Raw genomic sequence first — 21,093 nt, forward strand, 5'->3', positions numbered from 1 at the left:
AACTGGAGGATAATAAAGTGAAAAATATTGTAAAAGACACAATTCACGCGAATGGAATAGATATTGGAATATATACATAGGATTTTCAAAATGAATTTATATCATTGACGGATATTGCACGCTATAAAAGTGATGAAGCAAAGGATGTAATTAAAAATTGGATGAGAAGCAAAGACACAATAGAGTTTCTTGGTTTATGGGAAAAATTACATAATAATAACTTTAAAGGGGTCGAATTCGACTCCTTTAGAAATCAGGCGGGATCTAATGCATTTACAATGTCACCTACAAAATGGATAGAGACTACTGGGGCAATAGGAATCGTATGTAAATCCGGACGTTATGGTGGCACTTATGCACATTCAGATATTGCATTTGAATTTGCATCATGGATTTCAGCAGAATTTAAACTTTATATAATCATGGATTATAAAAGGCTGAAAGCAGATGAAAATAGCCGCTTTTCATTAAATTGGAATCTAAACAGTGAAATATCAAAATTGAATTATAAAATACATACAGATGCAATCAAAGAAAATTTGATACCACTGGAATTGACACCAGCACAAATCAGTTTTACATATGCAAATGAAGCTGATATGCTAAATGTGGTTCTATTTGGCAGAACAACCGCCGGAAGCATATTTGCCACGCGGAATTTCTTATCCTAGACGAGGTTCACACCCACGCAGAAGATCAGGATAGAGCCGATGAGGGAGAGATCGGTAATGGCGGCATCTGTCATGACCGGTGCAATCAGTCTTGCCAACAGCGTGACCGCACCCTCGAACAGAGGGTCTTTGGCATTGCCTGTTTTTTTTGGGTAAAAAATCTGTTGAATACAGTGCCGGCGATCCTGCTAGCGGATGAGCCTACCGGCGCCCTGGACCAGACCAGCGGCAAGGAGGTACTGAAGCTGTTCCGGGAATTAAACGACATGGGCAACACGATCGTAATGATCACACATGATCTGGGAGTGGCACAGTCCGCGAAGCGTATCGTAAGAATTGTAGACGGACAGCTGTATGAGTAAATTATATACTTTTTGCAACAAGCACAATTCCTGAGAGAATGAGCAGGAGAATCACGATTTTGCGGATGAGCTTTTCATCCATCAGATCGCTGCTCTTCAGGCCAAGGAATAATCCCAACAGCATTAGGGGAATCAGGAGTATCGCCTGCCGGATCGTCTCGAACCGGATCAGTCCCAAAGCACTGTACAGGCAGATGCGAAAGGTGCTTTCTACAGCAAATACTGCGCTGATATTAGCTTTGAAGGCATCATTATCTTCACAGACGCTTGTCATGTAAACGGCCAGCAGAGCGCCGACACCAAACAGCCCGCTGAGTAATCCGGCGGAGAGTCCTACTATTACGGTGAATAGAGGAGAGACTTTTTTCGGGGAAAAGGTCTCTTCATTTTTTGCCCCTTTTTGTTGAAACCACATCTGGATTCCAATGCCTATGACCACAATACCGAAGATGATCTTAACGATATTGGCATTGATGTATTTTAAAATAAATGCCCCCGGAATGCTGCCGGCAAGAACGAACAGCATAGGGAGGAAAAAGATACGCGGATGCAGGGAAGCTCTTTTTTTCCATACTAGGATCAGGTTCGACGGATAACCGATCAGCAGTTCCACCGGAGAAATATTAGCATTTACGATGCCGAAGCTTAAAATAGAGGTGAATACCAGTGTATTGGCGAATCCGCACAGACCTTTTATGAAAAATGCTGTTAAAGTGGCTAAAATCCAGTAAATCATGAGAACCTGGCTCCTTAATCGTTCGTTTCAGCTAGAATAAAGTCCCATAGGCGCTGCCTGTGCAGGAATCATCCATAGCGCAACTTTCTTCTATAGTAAAATACACACGTGGTCAGGACAAGTATTTTGTGAAAAAACTTGTGGGAACTTTGGGAGTGTGGTACATTGACACTAAGCAAAAGGAAAGGCAGGAAGATTCGTATGGCAGGATATTTGATCAAAGATACTACAAGAGAAGAACGGGAGCAGATCGTAGCGGAATCCTTAGGATATATGGAAGCAAATTGTGACGGTTGTTCGTCCGGACTGGCAGAGATGTATCAGGCATACATCGATGGGGAGAAGGAGCTTCGGGACATTAATATGGAGTTTCATGCAGGATATGTCTCGGGGGAGGAAGTACCGGGGAGAAGATCCTGCCCGATGTAAGGATAGTAAGCATAAAGTTTCGAAATTTGCAAAAACTCTTTCTATAAGGGAGAAACCGGAAAAGAGGGATGCAGATGCGGAAGGATCTTATAATTATAGTAAATCTGGAAAATGGAAAAGCACAGTTGGAATTCAAGCTGCCGGAAGAATTTTTGACGGAGCGGCGGGAGACTGAGATGCGAATGGAAATATGGGAGACAGCAGGAGGCGGTCGCCCTATTTTTTATGGAAATTATCGGAATGTGGATCAGGATCCGATGACCGCGTTATTATTGCGGCCGCACCTGTGGAATGGGAGGAAGGATCCCTATCTCTATCAGGTGAGAGCTTGGCTGCGGTTCCCAACCGGGATCGATAGTAGTCTTTTTAAAACAGAGGATTCAGGAAAATTCCGGGATTCAGAAGATTTCGAAAATCGACGGGAAGTGTACTGGCAGCGGGACCTTGCAATTTATGACTTGCGTGTCATAGAGAAAAAAGGCATCTATTTGAACGAAGCCGAATTTCATCCACACATCGTAGAATACCGGCTGCCACCGCAACTCAGTGAGTACGGTACGCAGGACGAACAGATGGAAAGAGATCTGGAGCGGCTGGCACGGATGGGAGCCAATGCGATTCTGTTTCACAATGACGACAGGAAAAGCGAAGGACAGGAAAAGACTGGGCAGGACAATGCCGGACAGAAAAATGGGGTAAGGCAGAATCCGGGAACAGATCATTTTTACAGGTTATGCCTGAAACGAGGATTTTTGGTAAAAGACCTGTGGATAACAGACGAAAAAATCCCCATATACCGTGGATTACCCGGAGAAACTACGCAGGAGATGTTGCTTTCGGAGGACGGCAGGACGTTGACGGAGCACTATTACTATTATCAGGCGAAATGGAGTAGGGAACCGGTACTCTATCCGGCACTTTCTACCCTGCACCGGCAGGAGAACGGTCTGCTCTCCCTGACAGTCTACAGCAACCAGAAAAAAGTGGTGCTCTATGTGGACGGGGTACTTTTCCTGTTTCAGTCGGCGCAGACCGGAGGGCCGGAGTTTATTTTTGAGGATATCCCGGCAGAGAAGCTGCCGCTGCATCTGGCGGTGGAAGCCGGTAACTTAAGCACTTCTTTGACGATAAGGTGAAAAGTTTTTTGTAGGATTCAAAACCGGTTTCACACAATTTTCACAAATGTTTCACCTTTTGATGACATTTGCCTCATATAGTAATACAAGTACACCAAATAATGATTGACACAAGTATCGGGAATTATTTGAGGTAAGCGCAAGTAACTGATATGGGAGGCAAATATGATAGAAGTAACCAATCTTACAAAAAAATACGGAGACCATATAGCCGTAGATCATCTTTCTTTCCGTGTGGAAAAGGGACAGATTTACGGCTTTCTTGGTCCAAACGGCGCAGGTAAATCCACGACCATGAACATCATCACGGGTTATCTGGCAGCCACGGAGGGCACTGTGACCATCGATGGCAAAGATGTCCAAAAAGATCCGGAGGAGGCAAAGCGTTCCATCGGTTATCTGCCGGAGCTTCCGCCGCTGTATGTTGACATGACTGTCAGAGAATACCTGGATTTCGTGGCAGAACTGAAAAAAGTGCCGAAAAAAGAGCGGAAGCAGCAGATTGATGAGGTCATGGAAATGACACAGATCACCGATATGCAGCAGCGTCTGATCAGGAATCTGTCAAAAGGTTACAGGCAGAGAGTCGGACTGGCGCAGGCAATCCTTGGCTACCCTGAGGTTATCATTCTGGATGAGCCCACGGTAGGTCTGGATCCGAAACAGATCATCGAGATCCGTGATCTGATCCGCAAGCTGGGGGAGAATCATACCGTGATCCTCAGCTCCCATATTCTGTCGGAGGTCAGTGCGGTCTGCGACCATATTATGATCATAGCCCACGGTAAGCTGGTAGCCAGTGATTCTCCGGAGAATCTGCAGAAGCTTATGAGCGGTTCCATGGAACTGGACCTGGAAGTAAAGGGAAGCGCCGCTGCGGTGAAGAGTGCATTGCAGGAGATCTCACAGATCGACCGGATCGAAGAGAACACAGAGGCATCCAAAAATGTTGCAAAGCTGAAAGTGATCTCCAAAGAGAATGCAGATATCAGAGAGCAGGTATTCTATGCATTGGCAGAAGCAAAATTGCCTATTTTAGAGATGACCCATGCGGAGAAGTCTCTGGAAGACATCTTCCTGGAACTGACCGAGGATGTGGCACCCACACAGCCGGAGAAGCACAAACTATTCTCAAAAAGAAAAAAGCCGGAAGCCGAAGAAACTGTAACTACAAAGGAGGCGGAATCATATGCTAGCCATTTATAAGAGAGAATTGAAATCCTATTTCCGTTCCTTTATCGGATTTTTATTTATTGCAGTCACCCTGTTTTTCCTGGGACTGTATTTCAGTGTTTATAACCTGATGAACGGATATCCTTATTTTGCGTATGTGGTATCCAGCGTTACCTTTCTATTCATGCTCACCGTGCCGATCCTGACCATGCGTATTCTGGCGGAGGAAAAGCGGAGCAAGACGGATCAGCTGATCCTGACGGCACCGGTGTCCGTAGGCGGCATCGTTATGGGGAAATTCCTGGCGCTGTTAACTATATTTGCCATCCCCGTAGCGATCATCTGCTTTTACCCGCTGATCATGGCGCAGTACGGCAGTGTTCCCATGGGAGAGGCCTATCTGTCGATCCTGGCATATTTCCTCTTCGGAATGACCGCCATTGCCATCGGTCTGTTCCTGTCTTCCGTGACAGAGAGCCAGGTTATCGCAGCAGTACTTACTTTTTTCGTATTGTTCCTGGGATATATGATGGATTCCATCTGCTCCATTATTTCCAGTACCGGCAATCTGTTGACAAGGCTGTTGCGTTGCTTTGACCTTTACACACCGTTTTCCAACCTGTTGAACGGCACGCTGGATGTATCTTCTATCGTATATTATGTATCCGTTACGGCACTGGTTCTGTTCCTGACAGTACAGTCCATTCAGAAACGCCGTTACAGCATGTCCGTGAAGAACTTAAGCTTCAGTGCTTACAGTACCGGTATGATCGCTGTAGCGGTAGCATTGGTAGTAGTCGTTAATATTATCATGGGCGAGATGCCTTCCAGCTGGACAGCGATCGACATGACCAGCCAGAAGCTCTATTCCCTGACAGATCAGACCGTTGACTATGTGAAAAATATGCAGGATGATGTGACAATCTATGTGTTGGTAAATCAGGACAATCAGGATACCACACTGGGGCAGACTTTACAGAGATATGATGATCTGTCGGATCATATCACCGTGGAATATGTGGATCCTACCGTTAACCCGATGTTCTATACCCAGTACACCACCGGCAACATCAGCACGAACAGCCTGATCGTGGTCAGCGACAAGCGCAGCAAGGTCATTGATTACAACGATGTCTATGAGTCTTCCTATGATTTTGACTATTCGACGTACAGTTATAACACCACGACCACCGGTTATGATGGCGAAGGACAGATCACCAGTGCGTTGGATTATGTGTTAAATGACAATATGCCCAAGGTATATATGACAACAGGACATAATGAACTGAGTTTAAGCAACACTTTTACATCCGCACTGAACAAGGAAAATGTGGATTATGAGACCGTGAATCTGATGGATCTGGATGCTATCCCCGACGATGCGGCCTGTCTGTTCATCAACGGCGCCACCAGTGATTTCTCTTCCGATGACAAGGATAAGGTGATCGATTATCTGGATAATGGCGGTAAGGTCATCCTGGTGACCGGTTATACCGATGAGGAGACACCCAATATAGATGCTATCTTAAGCTACATGAATCTGAGTATTGCCAAAGGACTGGTAGTGGAGAACGATTCCAACGGCTATTACAGAAGTCCATATTATATCCTGCCGACACAGAGCTCTGACAGCTATACCTCAGGAACCTACGGAAAATATCTGTTCCTGCCGTATTCTCAGGGCATCATCGTCCCGGAGGAAGTAAGTACCGACGAGACAGCCACCGGTGAAATTACCTATGATGTATTCCTGAGCACCTCCGACAGCTCTTTTGCAAAACAGGATGTCAATAATACACAGGATTTTTCACAGAGTGAAAATGATATGAATGGTCCCTTCGCATTAGGTGTTGAGGCAGTAAAGACGTTGGATGATGGGGATGCGACACTGGTCGTGTACGGTTGCGAGCAGCTGTTCACGGATGATGCTGATTCTGTCGTCAGCGGTGCGAACCTGACTTTGTTCACCAATACATTCAGTGGAATGACAGACCATGAGACATCGGTATCCATTCCGGTAAAAAGCTATGAGGTCTCTAATCTGCTAGTGGATTCTGCACAGATTCTGTTGTTGGGATTGCTGGTTACTGTGATATTGCCTGTCGGTAGTATGATCGCCGGATTCGTGATCTGGTTCCGCAGACGGAAGAAATAATTGGGAAAGGCGTGAGTTATAGATATGAAAAAGAAACAAAGACAGATGATTGGGATGCTGCTGGCACTGGTAGTGCTGGCGGCAACATTCCTGGGCATCCGCCAGTATAATAAAAATGCATCGTCTGCGACTTCCACTACCGAGGATACACAGGAGACGGTGCTGGATGTGAACTCCGATGATATTACCAGCTTCCGCTATGTGTATGAGGGAGAGACCTATGCCTTTGAAAAAGAGGATGACACCTGGTACTATGCGGATGATCATTCCCTTAATCTGAATCAGAATCGGATCAAGGCGATGATCCTGAAGGTGGCACCGTTAAAGGCAGATCAGGTAATTGAAAATGTGACGGATATGTCACAGTACGGACTGGCGGATCCGGAGCGTACCATTCAGTACGAGACTGCAGATCGCAGCGTGATCATTAATGTTGGCAATCTGAATTCCATGACCAGCCAGTATTACATTGCATTTCCCTCTGAAATGAAAGTGTATGTCGTGACCACCAACGTGGTGACCGGCTTCAATTATACACTGGATGATCTGGTGGAGGAGACTACCGCAGAGACAGAAAGCACCGAGACGGCAGAGACCGCGAAAATGGAAAGCGAGAATTCAGAAGCTGCAACGGAGACAACGGAAACTGCAGCGGCGGAAGCAGATTAGGAATGCTCCCCACGAATGACAATGATGTCATTTAACCTTAATATCGTATCTTTTTGAGGCAGAATGGACAGATCCTCACGCAGAATGAGGAAGATCGTGACCTGTTCTGCCTCTTCCATTTCTTCCACGGATTTGCCGGCGAAGCGTTTATCTACGAAGATTTCGGCGATCTCATGAATATCTGCTTCTTTAATATTAGAGAGACTGCTTTTGCGCTGGTACTGTTCCACGAAACCGGCACTGATGATACCGGTGGGGATAGCCACGGCACCGACACCGAGATAGGCGATACAGATCGCCATGATCCGGCCGAGTGTGGTGATGGGATAGATGTCTCCGTAGCCTACGGTGAGCAGCGTTGACATGCTCCACCAGATGCCGCTGAAGGCATTGCGGAATACTTCCGGCTGGGAATCATGTTCCACGCTGTACATGCACAGACTGCTGGCGAGCATCAGGATCAGGACGATAAATACGGAGGAAATGATCTGATTGCGTTTTTCATATAATACCGTAGTGATGACATTGAAGGAATCATACCGGGCATTCAGGCGGAACAGATGGAAGATTCTTGCCACCCGCAGCATCCGGAAGATGACCATGCCTGACAGGAAGAAAAAGGGTAAAATTGTCAGCAGATCGATGATCCCGTCGAAGGAGATCAGAAACCGCAGCCGGGAGCGAAACTCGCTTTTATCAGGATATAGATAGTCCGCAGTCCAGATCCGCAGAATATATTCCACACAGAAGATCAGAATAGTGATAACCTCGATCGCGTGAAATGCCGGAAATAAAAAAGCAAGCTCATCAAAGGTTTGCAGAAAAGTCACCAGAATATTTGCACAGATAACAATAGCAATAAAAATATCAAAGAGCCGGCTCAGACGGTTACTTTTGTCACCGATCTGGATGATGTTAAATACTTTTTTCTTCATGTTGAATCCTCAATGTTTTCTGGGGCAGCGCAAGGGAATGCTTGTGATTCCATCATACGGAGGTGGAAGAGGAAAGTCAAGAAATGCGGTGACAGAATCCGTCAACTTTCTTAAAAACAGTCATATATTATAGTAAATCCAAATACAATGAAAGGATACAAAAATATATGGCTAGATTTACGAACCAGGCACAGCTTCGCTATGGAAATGAGATTACAAACTCCAATATAGCAGTGGGTGAGATCACGGAGGTATTGTCTGCAACCAAGACAGCAGTGCGTGATACCTACGGGCAGAATGAAAATGTGACGTATGTGATCAGTATTGTGAATTCAGGCACTACTGCATTTAACGGAATTACAGTAACGGATAATCTGGGAGAGTATTTGTTTAATACCAGAGAACTGACACCTCTGACGTATATTCCGGGAACCGTAAAATACTATGCAAACGGAATTTTACAGGCAACACCGGCTGTAACGGCAGGACCTCCTCTGACAATCACAGGAATTACCGTGCCTGCGGGAGGTAATGTGACACTTACCTATGAGGCAGAGGTGAACTCTTATGCGCCGCTGGCAGCAGAGGCCTCCATTACGAATACAGCGACGATTGCCGGGGCAGGGGTCACTCCTGTTACTGTGAACGAGACAGTAAATGCGGCAAGCGGACCGCTTCTTACGATCACAAAGTCCGTCAGCCCCGTACCTGTGACAGAGAATGGAACATTGACATATACGTTCCTGATACAGAATCTGGGGAATACGGCAGCGGATGCAACTACCGGTGTCGTGATCACGGATACCTTTAATCCCGTATTGGAGAATCTGACTGTGAATTTTAATGGAACTGCATGGGCAGAGGGAACAAACTATACGTATGATACGACTACCGGATTATTTACCGGAACTGCAGGAGGTATTACTGTACCCGCAGCGACTTACACCCAGGATCCCGTTACGGGAGCGTGGGGGATCAACCCCGGCGTCAGCACGCTGGTGATCTCCGGAACCGTATAAGGGCTGGCGCGCTCCTAAGGCTGGCGCCATGCAACCCATTCGCAGTCACTGCGTGACTTGCTCATGGACGGCTGTCGCCGTATAAATCTAAAATAAAAAGTCACTGGAAGTACATAAATGTCCTTCCGGTGACTTTTTATTTTATCCTTGCATGGCTTGTAGCTTAGCCAAAGTATCTCTTTAACAGACCCTCAAATGCCTTGCCATGTCTTGCCTCATCACGAGCCATCTCATGAACGGTGTCATGGATAGCATCCAGGTTCAGAGCCTTGGCTCTCTTAGCCAGATCAAACTTACCTGCGGTTGCACCGTTCTCGGCATCTACTCTCATCTCCAGATTCTTCTTGGTGGAATCGGTTACGACTTCACCTAACAGCTCAGCGAATTTTGCAGCGTGCTCAGCTTCTTCGTAAGCAGCCTTTTCCCAGTACAGACCGATCTCGGGATAACCTTCTCTGTGAGCTACTCTTGCCATTGCCAGATACATACCAACCTCAGAGCATTCACCCTGGAAGTTCGCACGCAGATCAGCAATGATATCCTCGGGAGCACCCTTTGCTACACCTACTACATGCTCAGCAGCCCAGGTCTTACCTTCCTCCTGCTTGGTGAATTTGGAAGCGGGAGCGTGACAGATGGGGCACTCTGCGGGAGCCGCATCACCTTCATAAACATAACCACATACCTGACATACATACTTTGCCATAATTTTTTCTCCTTTTCTCAAATGAAATGTTTTGTTTTTAGTTTTCTCTTTTTGCGTGTGCTTTATCTGCACAAATATATTATGGAACGAAGTCCGTTTTCATTCAGAAAACTAGGACTTCGTAGCAACCCTGGTGCAGGCGGGACAAGTGCCATAGAAATAAGTGATATGTCCCCGGATCCGGCCGTCAAATCTCTCTCCGGCTGTCTCCATGATGGAATCAATACTATCCATGTCCAGATCAATGACGCTTCCGCATTCCGTACACACAAAATGATAATGTTCGGAAGTATCGGCATCAAAATGGTCAACACCGTCACCGACCCGGAGTCGTAAAATCTCTCCCATGTCCGACAACAGAGTCAGATTACGGTAGACGGTACCGAGACTTAAGTTCGGATCCTGCTGCTTCAGATTAGAATAGATCACATCAGCGGTAGGATGATCCTTGCGTCCCATGAGAAAGGATTTGATCATTTCCCGTTGTCTGCTTCTTTTCAGTGCCATGATAAGCTCCCTTCTCAATAATAGTAATGATTACTTTTTCTTATAAGCTTATTATACATGATGTGAGAATAATGTCAACAGAAAAATGAAAAAATTTTGTTTATATTTTTTTAATGATATTCTTGCTTCCTTTATACACAGAAGGTGGGAATCATGCTATAATGAGCGAAAGTAAAGTATAAAACACGCGCAAACTTGTGCTACACAGTGTACTAAAGTCACGGAAAGTTTGCAGGTTGCTGAAAGGCAAGAGTAATATGAAATTTAAAACCAGACTTCGTGTAACATTTATAAGTATTATATTACTTCCGCTGTTGCTGACGATCATGGCGTTTGTGATGATTGCCATTTACCTGATGAATTACTCTCAGGGTTTCAGCCTGACGGATATTGATTATTCCATGATGTCGGAGAATTTCAGGGAATTCACCAACACCACGGATCAGGCGTATTATGTGCTGCTGGACCAGGTGAAGGAAGACAGCAGCAGGCTGGAAGATAAAGAATATCTGGATCATATTAATGAGGAGGTATCGCGGAAGTCTACTTACATTATTGTAAGAAAAGGTGATAAGATGTATTATGCCGGCAATAAAGATGCCGCACAGAAGATTTTTGAAAAACTGCCTGCCTACGGTGAAGAGAATCTGTCGGATGACAGCGGATATTTCTACAATGAACTGGAGAAGTATGTAAAACAGATTGATTTCACTTTCCGGGATGGAACACCGGGCAGCGTCTTCATTGTAACGAAGGTCAATTCGCTGATCTCGAGACATCTGCTGATCGATATGTTTGTGGCTATCATAGTGATCCTGATCTTCACCAGCCTGATGCTGACCCAGTGGATCCACAAGGGCGTATTTGAACCCATCAATGAATTGAACGTGGCAATGCGCAAGATCAAGGAAGGCAACTTTGATTATGTTCTGGAGACAGATGCCAAGGGTGAGATCGGTGATCTCTACCGCAATTATGAGGACATGCGTTTACGGCTGAAGGAATCCACGGAAGAGAACACCCAGCATGAGAAGCAGAACAAAGAGCTGGTCAGCAATATTTCCCATGATCTGAAGACCCCTATCACAGCCATTAAGGGTTATGTGGAAGGAATCATGGACGGTGTGGCAGATACGCCGGAGAAGATGGATAAATACATCAAGACCATCTACAATAAAGCCATTGATATGGATCGTCTGATCAACGAGCTGACCACTTATTCCGGAATTGATAATAACCGTATCCCGTACAATTTCCACCGGATCAACGTGGCGGATTATTTCGGCGACTGTGTGGAAGAAGTCGGACTGGATCTGGAGCAGCGGGGTATCAAGCTGAACTATTCGAACCTGGTATCTCCCGATACCGTGGTCATCGCGGATCCGGAGCAGATGAAGAAGGTCATCAATAATATTATCAGTAACAGCGTAAAATATATGGATAAGCCCAATGGGCACATTGATATCCGTATTCTCGACGAAGTGGATGCTATCCGGGTAGAGATTGAGGACAACGGCAAGGGAATCGCGCAGAAGGATCTGCAGAAGATATTCGAACGATTCTACCGAACGGATGCTTCCCGCAATTCCGCCCAGGGCGGCAGCGGCATCGGGCTTTCCATTGTGAAGAAGATCATTGAGGATCACGGCGGTTATGTATGGGCGACAGCCAAAGAAGGGGAAGGAACCTGTATGCATTTCGTCTTGAGAAAATATATTGAGCTGCAGCCGGGTGGAACCAAGTAATGAATAAGGAATGAAACAGAAATGGCATGATAACTGATAATGCAGGGACATTCTGTAAATGGAGGATAAATAATGAGTAAGATTTTAATTATTGAAGATGAAGTAGCAATTGCAGATCTTGAGAAGGATTATCTGGAGCTCAGTGATTTTAAGGTAGATATCTGCAATACCGGCGATGAAGGACTGAAGACAGCACTGGCAGGCGATTATGATCTGATCATTCTGGATCTGATGCTGCCCGGGATGGACGGCTTCGAAGTATGTAAGAAGATCCGCGAGGAGAAAAATATTCCCATTCTCATGGTATCTGCGAAGAAGGATGACATTGATAAGATCCGTGGCTTAGGTTTGGGGGCGGATGACTATATGACCAAACCTTTCAGCCCCAGTGAACTGGTAGCCCGCGTGAAGGCGCACATGGCCCGTTATGAGAGACTGGTGGGAACCAACCAGAAGCAGCAGAATGATATCGTGGAGATCCGCGGTATCCGTATTGATAAGACTGCCAGACGTGTCTATGTGGACGGTGTAGAGAAGACGTTTACGACCAAAGAGTTTGATCTGCTGACGTTCCTGGCGGAGCATCCGAACCATGTATTTACCAAGGAAGAATTGTTCCGTGAGATCTGGGATATGGATTCCATCGGTGATATCGCTACGGTTACCGTGCATATCAAGAAGATCCGTGAGAAGATTGAAAAAGATACTGCAAAACCTCAGTATATCGAGACCATCTGGGGTGTGGGCTACCGATTTAAAGTATAAAAGAAGAAAAATAAGATCAGAAGAGAACTCCTATGATGGATTCGGCAACAAACTGTCTCCAATAGGAGTTTTTTATCTAAAAGTGTGTTATAATCATAACATTGCGGATTGCACCCGTGAAATTTGATTAGCGATTCCACTGATGAGATAAAGCATCGGCGGAATGGAGTGTGTTATGAACAGTAAAAAAATAATACATTTGTCTACGACACAGAAGATCATGCTTAGCTTTCTGTGTGCCATATTAGTGGGTAGCTTCCTGCTGGCATTACCCATCAGTTCAGCTACCGGAGAAGCGGTTCCTTATATAGATGCTTTATTTACGGCTACCACATCCATATGTGTGACCGGTCTGGTGACGGTTCCCACATATTCCACCTGGAGCGTCTGGGGACAGATCGTGATCCTGTTTCTGATCCAGTTGGGAGGTCTGGGAGTCATTACGGTCATGTACGGTGTGATGATGGGACTGCACAGACGACTGGGACTGGGTAACCGGTGGATGCTACAGGATGTATTTAATCTGAATAATATCTCCGGAATCGTGAAATTCCTCCGCAAGGTTCTCATAGGTACTCTGGTGGTGGAGGGATGCGGAGCTCTTTTGTACATGACAGTATTTGTGCCGGAATACGGACTCCGAGGCATATGGATTTCGATTTTTAATGCCGTATCTGCCTTCTGCAATGCCGGAATGGATATTATGGCGGAAGACAGTCTGTGCGGCTATATATTTCAGCCAATGGTCAATCTGGTCACGATGTTGCTGATCATATTGGGAGGCTTAGGCTATATCGTCTGGTGGGATGTACTGCGGGTTTTGAAAAATATCCGGAGTCAGAAGCTGAAATGTTTCAGACTGCTGACGCTGCACAGTAAAATAGCACTCACGGTGACAGGAATACTTATTGTAGTAGGAGCGGCAGCATTTTATATTTTTGAATACAATAATCCTCTGACGATGCAGGATTACACGGTGCCGCAACGGATCTGGGCATCCCTGTTCCAGTCAGTAACTACGCGAACCGCAGGTTTTGCCACGATTCCACAAGAGGATCTGACCAATACCTCTGCGATCATTTCGGTGCTTTTGATGCTGATCGGCGGCTCTCCGGTGGGAACCGCAGGAGGAATGAAGACAGTTACGATCGCAGTGCTGCTGGTATCTATGTTTGCCACCATAGGTAATAAGGAGGATGCAGAGCTTTTTGGGAGAAATATTCCGAAGCAGGCGGTGAATAAATCGGTAGCAGTTGTAGGTATGTTTTTTATCATTGCGACGTTGTCTGCGATTCTTTTATCTGCAGTGACAGAGGCGGATGTGATAGATATTGTGTATGAAACAGTCAGTGCCACAGCTACTGTGGGATTAAGCAGGAACCTGACTTCCATGCTGAATCTTTGGGGAAAACTGATTATTATCGTGACCATGTATCTGGGAAGAGTCGGCCCCATATCTCTGGTAGTGGCATTCAGCACGCAGAAAAAGAACAAAAATATTGTGAAGAACCCGACAGAAGAGATCAGCGTCGGATAAAGCAGATCGAAGCAACAGGAAGGAAGAGACTATGGGAATCAATCAGACCTATGCAGTATTTGGACTTGGAAGATATGGAAGAAGTGTGGCGAAGGAGTTGGCAGAGAACGGCGCAGAGGTGGTGGCGGTAGACAATAGAGAGGCAGTTGTCAATGCGGCAATCTCAGAGATTCCATACTGTAAATGTGCAGATGTTACAGATCCGGAAGCGTTGAGACAGATCGGTATTGCGAATATTGATGTGGTCATTGTGACTATGGCAAATCATCTGGAAGCCAGTGTTATGGCAACCATGCTGTGTAAAGAACTGGGCGTAAAGACCGTTATCGCCAAATGCGCCACTGAGATAAACTGCAAGATCCTTACGAAAGTAGGAGCAGACCGTGTAGTATTCCCCGAGAGTGAGTCAGGGATCCACCTGGCCAAAAATCTGTTAAGCTCCGGTTTCATGGACATTATCGAATTGTCCCAGGATGTGTCTATGGTGGAAATGGAAGTCAAACAGCAGTGGATCGGGAAGAACCTGATCGAGCTGAATCTGCGGAAAAAATATTCCGTGAATGTGGTTGCCATCATTCAGGGGAAAAATGTGAATACGAATATCGACCCGGAGATGCCTCTGACACAGGATATGCGGCTGATCGTTATTGCCAACCGGGCAAAATTAAATAAACTGAAATAGAATAGCTGCGAGCTATAAAAAAGTGAAACATCTGACGGTGCACTTGAGCACAAGACAGAATGTTTCACTTATTTTTATACGGTGACAGCCGTCTGGAAAGCTGTAAACAGGTGATCAGTTATCTGCCCGGAAAGTATTCTCATTAAAGGCACCCTGCTGCTTAGCCACGATAGTGGTACATACGGCATCACCGGTGATATTGACAGCGGTACGCAGCATATCCAGGATACGGTCGATACCCATGATCAGTGCAATGCCTTCGGTAGGCAGTCCCACGGAGGTCAGTACCATGGACAAGGTGACCAGACCGACACTGGGGACACCGGCAGTACCAATGGAAGCAATCGTCGCGGTGGCAATGACAGTAGCAATGGCAGCCGGGGTCAGAGGAATACCGTAAGCCTGTGCTATGAAAACAACTGCTACGCCCTGCATAATGGAAGTACCGTCCATGTTAATGGTGGCACCCAGAGGAATCGTAAAGGACGAAATCTGTTTGGAGACACCGATTTTTTTATACAGAGTGTCGATAGACAGAGGGATCGTCGCATTACTGGTGGAAGTGGAGAAGGCAAAGGTCATAACCGGGAAGAACTTTTTAATGAACTTAAAAGGATTCAACCGGGTGAACACAAACAGCATGACCTGATATACCACGAAACACTGTACTGCCAGCGCCAGAATGACGCTTCCCATATATTTCAGCATAGGCACAAAAGCGTCGAAGCCGATACCTGCGAAGGTTTTGGCAATCAGGCAGAAGACACCGACAGGGGCTGCTTTCATGACTGCAATCGTCATTTCCATCATAATGTCATTGAACTGACTGAAAAAGTTCGCCACAGTGGAGACCCGGTTGCCCATGGCAGCCAGAAGAATGCCGACAAATAAAGCAAAGAAGATGATCGGCAGCATATCTCCGGTGGACAGAGAGGTAAAAATATTTTTCGGAATAATATTCAGCAGCGTCTCCGCAAAATCTACCTGGGTGGTCGCAACTTCGGTGGCATCCTCCGGCAACGCAATATTTAAACCGACGCCGGGATTGATCAGACTGGCAATGCCCAGTGCCACGCAGATCGCCAAAGCAGTGGTGCACAGATAGAACAGGATCGTTTTCACACCCACAGTTCCCAACGTTTTCGTATCACCGATGGCCATGGCGCCGCAGACCAGGGAGCAGAATACCAGAGGGACCACCAGCATCTGCATCAGGCGGATAAAACCGTTGCCCAGTACATAGAGAATGCCGTTGATCAGAATCGTATCTCGAAAGTACCCTTCCGGCATATAATAATGGATCAGCACACCACACACTGCACCGGTTAAAAGGGCGATAAAGATTTTGGTGGACAGACCGAGTTTTTTCTTTTCTTTTTCGTGTTTTTCCACTATTCCAGTCCTCCGGTTTCTTTCATGTAGGAAGCAAGTGTCTCTCTCCAGCCACTGGGTTCTTCGATGCCGGTGAGACGCAGCATCATATTATCCAGTACGGAATATTTCTCCGGGGTGCCGTCTTTTACTGTGACGGTAAGCCGGTCCTCTTTTCCGGCAAGACGCAGGATCTCTTTCGCGAATTCCAGGCGTGTGCAGGAACCGCCGCTGCATACGGCGTGATAGATACCGTAATGGTCGTTGTCGATGAAAAATTTTACCACGCGTGCAAGCTCCGCAGCGGAGGTAGGTACCGCACGGTCGTTATTTAGCAGTTCCATAGTGGATATCTGAGGGTCCGCGGCTGCTTCGAGTACTTCATTCAAAAAGTCTTTGCCGATGCCGTAGATCCAGGAACTGCGGATAATGACATAGCGGGTCATCAGCTGGATGACGAATTTCTCTCCGGCATATTTGGATTTTGCAAACAGTCCCACGGGATTTACATCATCGAACTCATTATAGGGTGTGTCGGATGCGCTGGAAAATACATCATCCGTAGAGATCTGTATGAGTTTTGCCTGAATGCTCTCCGCAGACTGCGCCAGATTCCTCGCACCTACGGCGTTTACCTTGTAAGCCATATCTGTCTCCGACTGCGCTGCACCGGCGGAAGGATGATATCCTGCACAGTTGATGACGACATCGGGACGATTCCGGTGCATGAACAGGGAAACTGCATGTTCATCCGTGATATCCAGCTCATCCTTATCGGTCTCGTATAATTCATATTCCATCATGTCTAACAACCTGATCAACGCCTGTCCCATGTGACCGAGGGAACCGACGATCCATATTTTTTTCATTGTAATATAACCTCCTGCAATTTGTGTGTAACTGAGAACAATATAACAAGTATATCATAGGAAAGATTCCCGGGAAAAGGGAAAATTAAAAAGTGAGAGAAACTCCATAAAAATTGATATTAACAGGGAGAAAAGGATTTGCTATACTAACCACAGAGAGCAGAATCCGAAGGAAAAGCTCGGGATATATTTGACAGGCAAAATCTGGAAAGGCAGGGAGTTTATATGGAAAAATTACGTCTGGGTGCATTGGAAGCCGGCGGTACAAAAATGGTCTGCGCTATTGGGGATGAGAATGGTACAATTTATGAGCAGGTATCGATTCCTACAACTACGCCTAAGGAGACGATTCCTAAGATGATTGCTTATTTTAGGGACAAGGGGATCGATGCATTGGGAATTGCCTGTTTTGGACCCATTGAGCTGGACAGAGATTCCGAAAAATACGGTTATATCACAACCACGCCAAAGCTGGCCTGGAGGGACTGCGATATTGTGGGGCAGATGCAGGAGGCACTTCATTGCCCCGTGGGATTCGATACAGATGTGAATGGTTCTGTCCTCGGCGAAGTGACTTTCGGACAGGCACAAGGGAAAAAGTGCGTCATGTATCTGACCATCGGTACGGGTGTCGGCGGTGGTATTTATAGTAACGGAGAGCTGCATCACGGAATGCTCCATCCGGAGACAGGACATGTGTTGATCACGAAGCGGACCGCAGATACTTATGCCGGAAGATGTCCTTATCATAAGAATTGTCTGGAAGGTCTGGCGGCAGGCCCTGCCATCGAAGAACGCTGGGGCAGGAAAGCAGTGGACCTGGCAGATTGCCCGGAAGTATGGGAGCTGGAGGCAGATTACATTGCTCAGGCCCTGACCGGCTATGTCATGACGGTATCTCCGGAAATGATCATTTTAGGCGGCGGTGTCATGCACCAGGAGCAGTTGTTCCCGCTCATCCGCAAGAAGCTTAAGGAATACATCAATGGCTATATTGTAACGGATGAACTTGCAGACATGGAGCATTATGTGGTGCCGGCATCTCTTCACGATGATCAGGGCATCATGGGATGTCTGGAGCTTGCAAGAAGAGCTCTTGAAAACGATCATTGATAGGGCAGCTGCTTACGATATTGCAGCGGAGACATCTGATATGTCCTGTGAAAGCAGCGGATAAAATGACTCACGTTGGGGAAGCCGGACTGCAGGGCAACCTCTGTAACCGGCAGAGAGGTGCTCTCTAACAGATGGCAGGCATGGGTCAGCCTCAGATGCATCAGGTATTGCGTCAGAGTCAGATGAAAATGCTGCTTAAAATAGCGGGACAAATATTTCTCGGATAAATGAAATTGCTCTGCCAGGGTTTCCAACCGAAGGGGGTCCGTGTAGTTATACTGCAGATAAGTCAGTATCTCACGCTGCATCGGATCATTTCTTTTGGAGCCCATCGGGTTAATGGTTCCGCAGGCAGCGATTTTTTGCAGAAGTGACAACAATAAAATACGTAATCGGAAATGCCCGCTCAAAGTATTTGGAAGCTGTCTGACAGACAGGATCTCACGGATGAGAGAAATGATGTCAGGACAGCTTTTTTCATGGGAAAGATTATGATGCAAAAGTAATTCATGGTTACGCAAGGGAAGGAGAAACTCCGTTTCCAACAGATCATCCGTCTGAAAGGAAATAAATTCCAGTGGGAACAGCAGGGTATGATAGTCTACGCCCGGAATTGCGGAACCCATAAAATGAAGCTCGCCGGGATTCACAAAGAATACGGAGCCGCCGGCTGCTTCGTATTCTTCTCCTTCAATGATGATCTTAAGAGAGCCGGAGCGGACATATATGATCTCGACCTCCGGATGCCAGTGGACAGGAATCTGAAAAAAAGCAGGCATATCATGCAGGTGATAACAGCTGAAAGGAAATTCTTTTGTTCCGTGAATGCGTTCTTCTCTTAATTCGGGGTACATAGGCAGGCCTTTCTGTGAAGTGGATCGGGGGATATTATGGTCAGATTACTATAAAAGTAGAAATAAGTCAATTTTCTGTGGTAAAAATGGAAGTTTTAGGAGAGATAAAGTAGTAATATGTAAAAACTAAAGGAACTATTCTGAATAGTTACAAAATGAAAATGCAAATTTATAGGAACCGCAGAAAGGATATAAAACATACGATGGAAGGACAGAATAAGTCATTATTTCAATTATTTGTACCACTGTGTCTGGAGACGATCTTTTACATGTTGTCCGGAATGGTGGATACCTTAATGCTTTCTTCTGTGGGAGATCAGGCAGTCGGAGCAGTCGGAACAGCAAATACTTATATCGGTGTGTTCATTATTATGTATTCGGTAGTTTCTATGGGAATGCTGGCTGTGATGACACAGAATATCGGTGCGGGCAGACCGGGGATCGCCTGTCAGGCAAAGACTCTGGGATTATGGTTTAATGGGATCCTGGGTGTTGTGATGTCTGTGTTTTTGTTTTTCTGTTCCGATGGGATTCTGTATGTGGTAGGTATTGCACCGGCATTGAAGGAGCCTGCTGTACAATATCTGCGGATCGTAGGAGGCGGAAGTATATTGAACGCAATGATTCCCATACTGGCAGGATATCTGCGTGCGTTTGGATATACGAAACAGCCTCTGATCGCAACTGTGACAGGTAATATTCTGAACTTTATATTAAATGCCGTGTTTCTGTTTCGTTTCCACCTCGGCGTGCAGGGGGTTGCATCCGCAACAGTGATCTCTAAAGTAGTGAATCTGATATTGATAGTGATCTTTGTACGGCGGCTGATCCCTGCAAAAAAATATTCGGAGAGGGTAAATTCCGGAGAGATTTTGCGGAAGATCATCCGGATCGGATTACCTTCCGCTTTGGAGAATATTATTTATAATATAGCGATGACACTGGTGATCCGTTTTCTGAACCAGATGGATACAGAAGGAATCAATGTGGCAGCCCGCTCCTATACGGCACAGATCACAAATTTATCCTTCTGTGTGGGAAGTGCGCTTGCTCAGGCGAATGCTATTATGACCGGATGGTACATGGGTGCGGGAAAATATGAAATATGTGATAAGCAGACTAAAAAATCTGCGGCGATCGGAGCGGTACTGGCGATGGGAACAGAATTTCTGTTTGCAGTCAGTGCCCCGGTACTGATCTCTTTTTTCACGCAGGATAAAAGTATGGTAGAACTAGTGCAGAAGCTGATGTTTATTGATATTGCCCTGGAAGCCGGACGAGTCACAAATCTGGTATACGGAAATGCACTGAAAACCAGTGGAGATGCTGTATTTCCGGTGATCCTCGGAGCTGTTTTCATGTTTTTGTGTGCAGCGGGAGGAACGTATCTGTTGGGGATACAGCTGCATCTGGCGGTAGTGGGTGCTTATATCGGTCTGACAGCAGATGAATGCAGCCGTGCGGTCGGCATGATGTTGCGCTGGCGGAGCGGAGCATGGAAGAAAAAAGGATTGATCGAAGATTGATCGAAGTGCGATAATAAGACGGTATACCGGCTGGCTTTTGCCCGGATGGGCATTCTCTTGCTTTTCGTAGCTTATCATAGCATAGCGCATTTTTTATAATTAAAATATTGACAATGTGAAAAAATGTGTT

20 protein-coding genes and 2 pseudogenes are annotated in these 21,093 nt (G+C 46.1%); 14 read left to right on the plus strand and 8 right to left on the minus strand.

What is annotated here, in order from left to right:
• Positions 1-17: 17 nt before the first annotated feature.
• A pseudogene (locus H9Q77_RS00445) lies at positions 18-629 on the plus strand (KilA-N domain-containing protein); the annotation flags it as partial.
• 38 nt (positions 630-667) lie between these two features.
• Here H9Q77_RS00445 and H9Q77_RS16905 read toward each other — a convergent pair.
• Positions 668-769, minus strand: a complete 102-nt coding sequence (locus H9Q77_RS16905) for a DUF554 family protein (RefSeq protein WP_242993430.1) — start codon at positions 767-769, stop codon at positions 668-670.
• 78 nt (positions 770-847) lie between these two features.
• On the opposite strand from H9Q77_RS16905, the pseudogene H9Q77_RS00455 reads away from it, so the two are divergent.
• Positions 848-1,033: pseudogene (locus H9Q77_RS00455) on the plus strand (ABC transporter ATP-binding protein); the annotation flags it as partial.
• A gap of 1 nt (position 1,034) precedes the next feature.
• Here H9Q77_RS00455 and H9Q77_RS00460 read toward each other — a convergent pair.
• Positions 1,035-1,769 carry a sulfite exporter TauE/SafE family protein gene (locus tag H9Q77_RS00460; RefSeq protein ID WP_249326317.1) on the minus strand — a complete coding sequence of 245 codons (735 nt, stop codon included), beginning with the start codon at positions 1,767-1,769 and terminating at the stop codon, positions 1,035-1,037.
• A gap of 201 nt (positions 1,770-1,970) precedes the next feature.
• On the opposite strand from H9Q77_RS00460, the gene H9Q77_RS00465 reads away from it, so the two are divergent.
• From H9Q77_RS00465 to H9Q77_RS00485, 5 genes are all read left to right on the plus strand, one after another.
• A complete protein-coding gene (locus tag H9Q77_RS00465) occupies positions 1,971-2,198 on the plus strand; it encodes a purine biosynthesis protein PurH (RefSeq protein WP_117465212.1) in 228 nt (75 codons plus the stop codon).
• Positions 2,199-2,272: 74 nt separating this feature from the next.
• Positions 2,273-3,334: a hypothetical protein gene (locus tag H9Q77_RS00470; RefSeq protein ID WP_118538945.1), complete on the plus strand. Its 1,062-nt coding sequence runs from the start codon at positions 2,273-2,275 to the stop codon at positions 3,332-3,334.
• Positions 3,335-3,499: 165 nt separating this feature from the next.
• On the plus strand, positions 3,500-4,540 hold the full coding sequence (locus H9Q77_RS00475; RefSeq protein WP_118545935.1) for an ABC transporter ATP-binding protein: 1,041 nt from the start codon (positions 3,500-3,502) through the stop codon (positions 4,538-4,540).
• Positions 4,524-6,662 (plus strand): Gldg family protein, encoded by a 2,139-nt coding sequence (locus H9Q77_RS00480; protein WP_249326318.1) that lies wholly within the window; start codon positions 4,524-4,526, stop codon positions 6,660-6,662. The genes H9Q77_RS00475 and H9Q77_RS00480 overlap by 17 nt, the downstream gene beginning before the upstream one ends.
• Before the next feature lie 24 nt (positions 6,663-6,686).
• On the plus strand, positions 6,687-7,331 hold the full coding sequence (locus H9Q77_RS00485; RefSeq protein ID WP_118545929.1) for a DUF4340 domain-containing protein: 645 nt from the start codon (positions 6,687-6,689) through the stop codon (positions 7,329-7,331).
• Here the strand turns inward: H9Q77_RS00485 and H9Q77_RS00490 are convergent.
• Entirely contained in the window at positions 7,328-8,266 is a 939-nt protein-coding gene (locus H9Q77_RS00490; protein WP_118545927.1) for an ion transporter, read from the minus strand. The two genes, H9Q77_RS00485 and H9Q77_RS00490, sit on opposite strands and share 4 nt — an antisense overlap.
• Positions 8,267-8,433: 167 nt before the next feature.
• On the opposite strand from H9Q77_RS00490, the gene H9Q77_RS00495 reads away from it, so the two are divergent.
• On the plus strand, positions 8,434-9,285 hold the full coding sequence (locus H9Q77_RS00495; protein ID WP_118545925.1) for a DUF11 domain-containing protein: 852 nt from the start codon (positions 8,434-8,436) through the stop codon (positions 9,283-9,285).
• A gap of 163 nt (positions 9,286-9,448) precedes the next feature.
• Here H9Q77_RS00495 and H9Q77_RS00500 read toward each other — a convergent pair whose 3' ends face one another.
• Both H9Q77_RS00500 and H9Q77_RS00505 read right to left on the minus strand, forming a co-directional pair.
• Complete coding sequence (locus H9Q77_RS00500) at positions 9,449-9,991, minus strand: NADH peroxidase (protein WP_022154063.1); 543 nt, start codon at positions 9,989-9,991, stop codon at positions 9,449-9,451.
• Between the two features lie 111 nt (positions 9,992-10,102).
• On the minus strand, positions 10,103-10,498 hold the full coding sequence (locus H9Q77_RS00505; protein WP_118545923.1) for a Fur family transcriptional regulator: 396 nt from the start codon (positions 10,496-10,498) through the stop codon (positions 10,103-10,105).
• Positions 10,499-10,755: 257 nt separating this feature from the next.
• Here H9Q77_RS00505 and H9Q77_RS00510 point away from each other — a divergent pair, with 257 nt between their 5' ends.
• From H9Q77_RS00510 to H9Q77_RS00525, 4 genes are all read left to right on the plus strand, one after another.
• Complete coding sequence (locus H9Q77_RS00510) at positions 10,756-12,243, plus strand: sensor histidine kinase (protein ID WP_118545998.1); 1,488 nt, start codon at positions 10,756-10,758, stop codon at positions 12,241-12,243.
• 72 nt (positions 12,244-12,315) lie between these two features.
• On the plus strand, positions 12,316-13,008 hold the full coding sequence (locus H9Q77_RS00515; RefSeq protein ID WP_022154060.1) for a response regulator transcription factor: 693 nt from the start codon (positions 12,316-12,318) through the stop codon (positions 13,006-13,008).
• Positions 13,009-13,183: 175 nt separating this feature from the next.
• Complete coding sequence (locus tag H9Q77_RS00520; RefSeq protein WP_118545921.1) at positions 13,184-14,545, plus strand: TrkH family potassium uptake protein; 1,362 nt, start codon at positions 13,184-13,186, stop codon at positions 14,543-14,545.
• Positions 14,546-14,576: 31 nt separating this feature from the next.
• On the plus strand, positions 14,577-15,227 hold the full coding sequence (locus H9Q77_RS00525) for a potassium channel family protein (RefSeq protein ID WP_118545919.1): 651 nt from the start codon (positions 14,577-14,579) through the stop codon (positions 15,225-15,227).
• A gap of 114 nt (positions 15,228-15,341) precedes the next feature.
• Here H9Q77_RS00525 and H9Q77_RS00530 read toward each other — a convergent pair whose 3' ends face one another.
• Positions 15,342-16,619, minus strand: coding sequence for a dicarboxylate/amino acid:cation symporter (locus H9Q77_RS00530; protein WP_118545917.1), 1,278 nt, complete (start codon positions 16,617-16,619; stop codon positions 15,342-15,344).
• Positions 16,619-17,467 (minus strand): SDR family oxidoreductase, encoded by an 849-nt coding sequence (locus H9Q77_RS00535; protein WP_118545915.1) that lies wholly within the window; start codon positions 17,465-17,467, stop codon positions 16,619-16,621. Before H9Q77_RS00535 ends, H9Q77_RS00530 begins: the two co-directional genes overlap by 1 nt.
• A 225-nt stretch (positions 17,468-17,692) precedes the next feature.
• On the opposite strand from H9Q77_RS00535, the gene H9Q77_RS00540 reads away from it, so the two are divergent.
• On the plus strand, positions 17,693-18,580 hold the full coding sequence (locus tag H9Q77_RS00540) for an ROK family protein (protein WP_118545913.1): 888 nt from the start codon (positions 17,693-17,695) through the stop codon (positions 18,578-18,580).
• Here H9Q77_RS00540 and H9Q77_RS00545 read toward each other — a convergent pair.
• The gene (locus tag H9Q77_RS00545) at positions 18,574-19,437 is read right to left on the minus strand and encodes an AraC family transcriptional regulator (protein WP_118545911.1); all 864 of its coding nucleotides are present in this window, start codon (positions 19,435-19,437) and stop codon (positions 18,574-18,576) included. The genes H9Q77_RS00540 and H9Q77_RS00545 overlap by 7 nt on opposite strands.
• A gap of 203 nt (positions 19,438-19,640) precedes the next feature.
• On the opposite strand from H9Q77_RS00545, the gene H9Q77_RS00550 reads away from it, so the two are divergent.
• Positions 19,641-20,963: an MATE family efflux transporter gene (locus H9Q77_RS00550; RefSeq protein WP_118545909.1), complete on the plus strand. Its 1,323-nt coding sequence runs from the start codon at positions 19,641-19,643 to the stop codon at positions 20,961-20,963.
• The last annotated feature ends 130 nt before the right edge of the window (positions 20,964-21,093 follow it).

This window comes from Simiaoa sunii (assembly GCF_014337175.1).
Taxonomy (GTDB): Bacteria; Bacillota; Clostridia; order Lachnospirales; family Lachnospiraceae; genus Acetatifactor; species Acetatifactor intestinalis.

Excerpts from the sequence above, each read along its gene's own strand:
- H9Q77_RS00505 (WP_118545923.1), bottom strand. The coding sequence starts at position 10,498 with ATGGCACTGAAAAGAAGCAGACAACGGGAAATGATCAAATCCTTTCTC.
- H9Q77_RS00545 (WP_118545911.1), bottom strand. The coding sequence starts at position 19,437 with ATGTACCCCGAATTAAGAGAAGAACGCATTCACGGAACAAAAGAATTT.
- H9Q77_RS00540 (WP_118545913.1), top strand. The coding sequence starts at position 17,693 with ATGGAAAAATTACGTCTGGGTGCATTGGAAGCCGGCGGTACAAAAATG.
- H9Q77_RS00535 (WP_118545915.1), bottom strand. The coding sequence starts at position 17,467 with ATGAAAAAAATATGGATCGTCGGTTCCCTCGGTCACATGGGACAGGCG.
- H9Q77_RS00485 (WP_118545929.1), top strand. The coding sequence starts at position 6,687 with ATGAAAAAGAAACAAAGACAGATGATTGGGATGCTGCTGGCACTGGTA.
- H9Q77_RS00470 (WP_118538945.1), top strand. The coding sequence starts at position 2,273 with ATGCGGAAGGATCTTATAATTATAGTAAATCTGGAAAATGGAAAAGCA.
- H9Q77_RS00500 (WP_022154063.1), bottom strand. The coding sequence starts at position 9,991 with ATGGCAAAGTATGTATGTCAGGTATGTGGTTATGTTTATGAAGGTGAT.
- H9Q77_RS00525 (WP_118545919.1), top strand. The coding sequence starts at position 14,577 with ATGGGAATCAATCAGACCTATGCAGTATTTGGACTTGGAAGATATGGA.
- H9Q77_RS00465 (WP_117465212.1), top strand. The coding sequence starts at position 1,971 with ATGGCAGGATATTTGATCAAAGATACTACAAGAGAAGAACGGGAGCAG.
- H9Q77_RS00515 (WP_022154060.1), top strand. The coding sequence starts at position 12,316 with ATGAGTAAGATTTTAATTATTGAAGATGAAGTAGCAATTGCAGATCTT.
- H9Q77_RS00510 (WP_118545998.1), top strand. The coding sequence starts at position 10,756 with ATGAAATTTAAAACCAGACTTCGTGTAACATTTATAAGTATTATATTA.
- H9Q77_RS00550 (WP_118545909.1), top strand. The coding sequence starts at position 19,641 with ATGGAAGGACAGAATAAGTCATTATTTCAATTATTTGTACCACTGTGT.
- H9Q77_RS00475 (WP_118545935.1), top strand. The coding sequence starts at position 3,500 with ATGATAGAAGTAACCAATCTTACAAAAAAATACGGAGACCATATAGCC.
- H9Q77_RS00520 (WP_118545921.1), top strand. The coding sequence starts at position 13,184 with ATGAACAGTAAAAAAATAATACATTTGTCTACGACACAGAAGATCATG.
- H9Q77_RS00480 (WP_249326318.1), top strand. The coding sequence starts at position 4,524 with ATGCTAGCCATTTATAAGAGAGAATTGAAATCCTATTTCCGTTCCTTT.
- H9Q77_RS00460 (WP_249326317.1), bottom strand. The coding sequence starts at position 1,769 with ATGATTTACTGGATTTTAGCCACTTTAACAGCATTTTTCATAAAAGGT.
- H9Q77_RS00495 (WP_118545925.1), top strand. The coding sequence starts at position 8,434 with ATGGCTAGATTTACGAACCAGGCACAGCTTCGCTATGGAAATGAGATT.
- H9Q77_RS00490 (WP_118545927.1), bottom strand. The coding sequence starts at position 8,266 with ATGAAGAAAAAAGTATTTAACATCATCCAGATCGGTGACAAAAGTAAC.